This is a genomic window from Desulfurococcus sp. (assembly GCF_038881575.1).
GTDB lineage: Archaea > Thermoproteota > Thermoprotei_A > Sulfolobales > Desulfurococcaceae > Desulfurococcus.
The window spans coordinates 1,833-5,172 of the sequence record NZ_JAVZPN010000015.1; the positions used below are offsets into that span (position 1 = coordinate 1,833).

At 43.1% G+C, this 3,340-nt stretch carries 1 protein-coding gene and 1 pseudogene; both read right to left on the minus strand.

Going from position 1 to position 3,340, the window contains the following annotated elements; all coding sequences use genetic code 11:
• The coding region (locus QXV08_RS08665; RefSeq protein ID WP_404991080.1) for a Cas10/Cmr2 second palm domain-containing protein at positions 1 to 2,667 on the minus strand (2,667 nt) is incomplete at its 3' end.
• Positions 2,655 to 3,340: pseudogene (locus QXV08_RS08670) on the minus strand (hypothetical protein); the annotation flags it as partial. The pseudogene QXV08_RS08670 and the gene QXV08_RS08665, both read right to left, overlap by 13 nt.

The window sequence follows — 3,340 nt, forward strand, 5'->3', positions numbered from 1 at the left end:
AGGCCAGCCTGTTTGGTTGCTCCAGATATTCATTGAATTAACTACTTTGCAGACCTCGCCACACTTGACAACTCTGGGGCTCGTGAAAGGCTCTATTACTAACCCGCCTTTTCCTTCTGTCTTAACTCTCCTCAGGAGGTCAGCAACTCTGCTGTAGAGCTCTAGGAGTGGGTAATTGCTTGCCTCCACGACTACTGCAGAAGAGAACGAGAGTGGGTACATAGTCTTGAGGACCTTGTCGTAAACCTCGTAGAGGATACGAATGACATCTACCCAGTGTCCGTAGAAAGCTACGTCATCACCGCCGACGTAGAGCATTATGGGTCCCCTGCCCGTTAATCCAGACTTCATATATTCTTCAGAATGCCTTAAACTAAGTATATGTGTTTTAATACTTAATAAGACGGTGAGTAAGTCTGAGAAGGTGACTAGCCTAGATGGCGAGAAGCTCATTAACTTCTTAATCTCGCCGAGCTCGTCTGCGTCAATCTTAGCAAGCCCTATTAGTGGGTACTCATCAAGATCTGCTAAGATCAAACCAGGGATCTCCTCTCCCTCGGGTCTTTCTTTGCTGATAACTAGGTGGTAAGGGTGATATGCGCCAGTATGGAAAACACCTAAGCTAACATCAATGTCCTTCTTAAGGAAGTTACTCACGTAATCTTGCAGGTTTTCTGGGGTGAGTGCTTTTATGAATTCTGAACCGGCGTTGACTACCTTGAGGTCTACTTTAACTAGCACTCTGTCTTCGATGCCTGACCTCACCTTAGTGAGAGTTTCATGAATCTTCATTAGGACCTTTTTGATTAGCTTGCTTGAGATGCTCACGTAGTCCCCACTTATAGCGTCTCTAACAGACACTACTACATGTAATGAACCGAGTGATGGCATGGGTAACAATCCAACAGTCAATTTATAGTTTGAATCGTTGATGGTCTCCTCTAGATCGTAGATTAATCTGTACTTCTGTAATTCCCTCGAGGTCTTGCTCTCGTGACTTAATTCAGTAATGAGTTCTTCGGTTAGTTTATTGACTAGCGTGGGACTTGGTCTCAATACATTCTCCTCGACTTCGTAAATGTGTGTAGAGACTAAGTAGATCATGTTGCGACTGCAGGTGCCAGCAACTAAGCTTAGGTGTGTTGCCTCGCTGATAACTTCACCGGGCTCTAGCTTATTGGGTCCAACTATTTTGTTGGCGTAGTCTAGGTTATCCTCGCTTATCTTGAGCCCATAGAAACCTGTACTGACCTCGCCTGCTGTCACTGGTTCCTGAGTTATTGCGTCAAAGCCTAAGATCCTGTCTTCCTCTATCTCGAATCTCATCCTAGCATTGTCTTGGCTCTTCTTTGTGGCTAGCTCGTTTTCCAGGCTCTCTAACACACTCATGAAGCCTGCGCCGCCTTTGTCGCTTATGAGCGCGCTGAAGTACCTAGCATCACGTATTGTGAAGGGTCTTGAGTAAGCTATAGTGAACCACAATCCCTTCAGCCTCTCGTAAGTGCTCCTTATAACCTCCTCAAGAGCCTTAACTAACTTATCTTCTTCGCTAGTTTGTGGAACCACGAGCACTAGAGAACCTCCCTCAGAAGATATTATGTTGGTGTTAGGTAGTCCACCATACAGTTCCAGCACGTAATTCGCTAGTGAGTTAGTCACGAGTTCTGTTATTAGGCTACGCCCCCTAATAACTCTAGAAGCTGCTTTAGCCTTAACTGGGGCTGATACGAAGTCCTGGATTCCTCTAGCGTCAAGAATCATCAGTCTGAAGGCCTTAGAGTCTGAAGTTAGTGCTGCTATGTAAGCTGAAACAAGCTTTGAGTGTGAGTAGAGGCTTATGTCGGGTGCTAGGGCTAAGTATACTGCCGACGGGACAGTCAGTAAAGAATACTTTAGGGCTTCAAGTAGTGTGTTGATTAAGCCCCTGACTCTGTGATTTAAGACTCCGTGATTTAAGTCGTAAGCTTCCCTAAGAGTCTTTAACGTATCTATCAAGTACTTTACGATCGAGTAATAGGAAATCTCTTTTGATGCATCCAAGTAGTTTGATGCTTTAATTTCTGTGAGAGTTTTTTCATTTAATAAGACTGCAGGATACCACACAGGCTCACTTATTAGTACTTTGAGGATTTCGGCTAGCTCCTCAGAGATTCTCTCGGTATCACCACTACTTATTGACTTCATTAATGACTTAAGGCTATCAGATATGTTACCCCAAACATCATCAGCGTTAAATGATGACTTGGCACAAGGTCCTAACAAGTTTTTGTAATTAGTCTTCAGTAAAAGCCATAATGGTGAGAGCATGGGTGATTCGTGATGGCTATAAGCAACTCCTAATCTCCTGCTAAGGTCTAACTCAACTCCATCCCAGATGTTACGAAGTTTAAAATACTCGGCTTCCAGACCTCTTTCTGCTGACGTTATTTCATCAGCTTCTAAAATCTTTTTTTTGTGGCGTGTGTAAGATTCGGGGCTGAGTCCTAGAACTTCTTTAAGAATAGTATCACTAATTTCCTCGTGGTCCTTAGCATTTTTTAAGTACTCCATTATTTCCTCGCTATACTCTTCTAATCCTTTTTCAGCTCTCATCCTATACCTTAACATCGGTTTGCCTATGTCATGGAGGAGTCCGTATAGTACCGCATTATAGTCTACTCTACGCATATCTTGCACCACCCAACACCGAATAAGTCTTTGTCAACCTCTACTAACTTTAGTGTTCGCGCATCCCAAACCCTATGGAGTTCTTGCTGCATGCGTCTCTTAACCTCATCGTAAATTCTCGGGTTGTAATTCTTAATTTCAGGTATTATGGTCTTGGACTCGTGCCCTGTCATGAAGCCTATCCTGGCTGGGACGCAGGTAGTGTTTTCATTGCATAAGTCTTTTTCGAGCTTACTCAACAAGTCTTCGTAATTCCTTAATTTAGTGCTGCCTTTTATTTTGCTTAATTCTATCTTGATTAAGTCGCAACCGAATTTTCGTAAGGCTTCGAGTAGCCAGTTCTTACTACCTATTTTATTAGCTAAATTATTTATTTTTTCTAGTATGTTCTCGACTTCCTCTGTCACGTTTTTCTCATATGTTTTACTAATGAGTCTTGGTTTCCCGACCTTGCGGATAGCGACTTCATATTTGAGTCTTCCTCCACTGAAAGTGATTGCAAGGAGTGATGCTACGTCAACTAGTCCAGACGTGTGAACTACTCTCAACCTTCTTAAGGACTTCTCTACTTGCTCGTAAGCTAGAGGGTCTGACACACTGATAATTGATAAAGCGTCTACAAAACCCCCTTGTTTTTTTGGTCTATTGAATCTCAGAAGTTTTGCTTCGATGC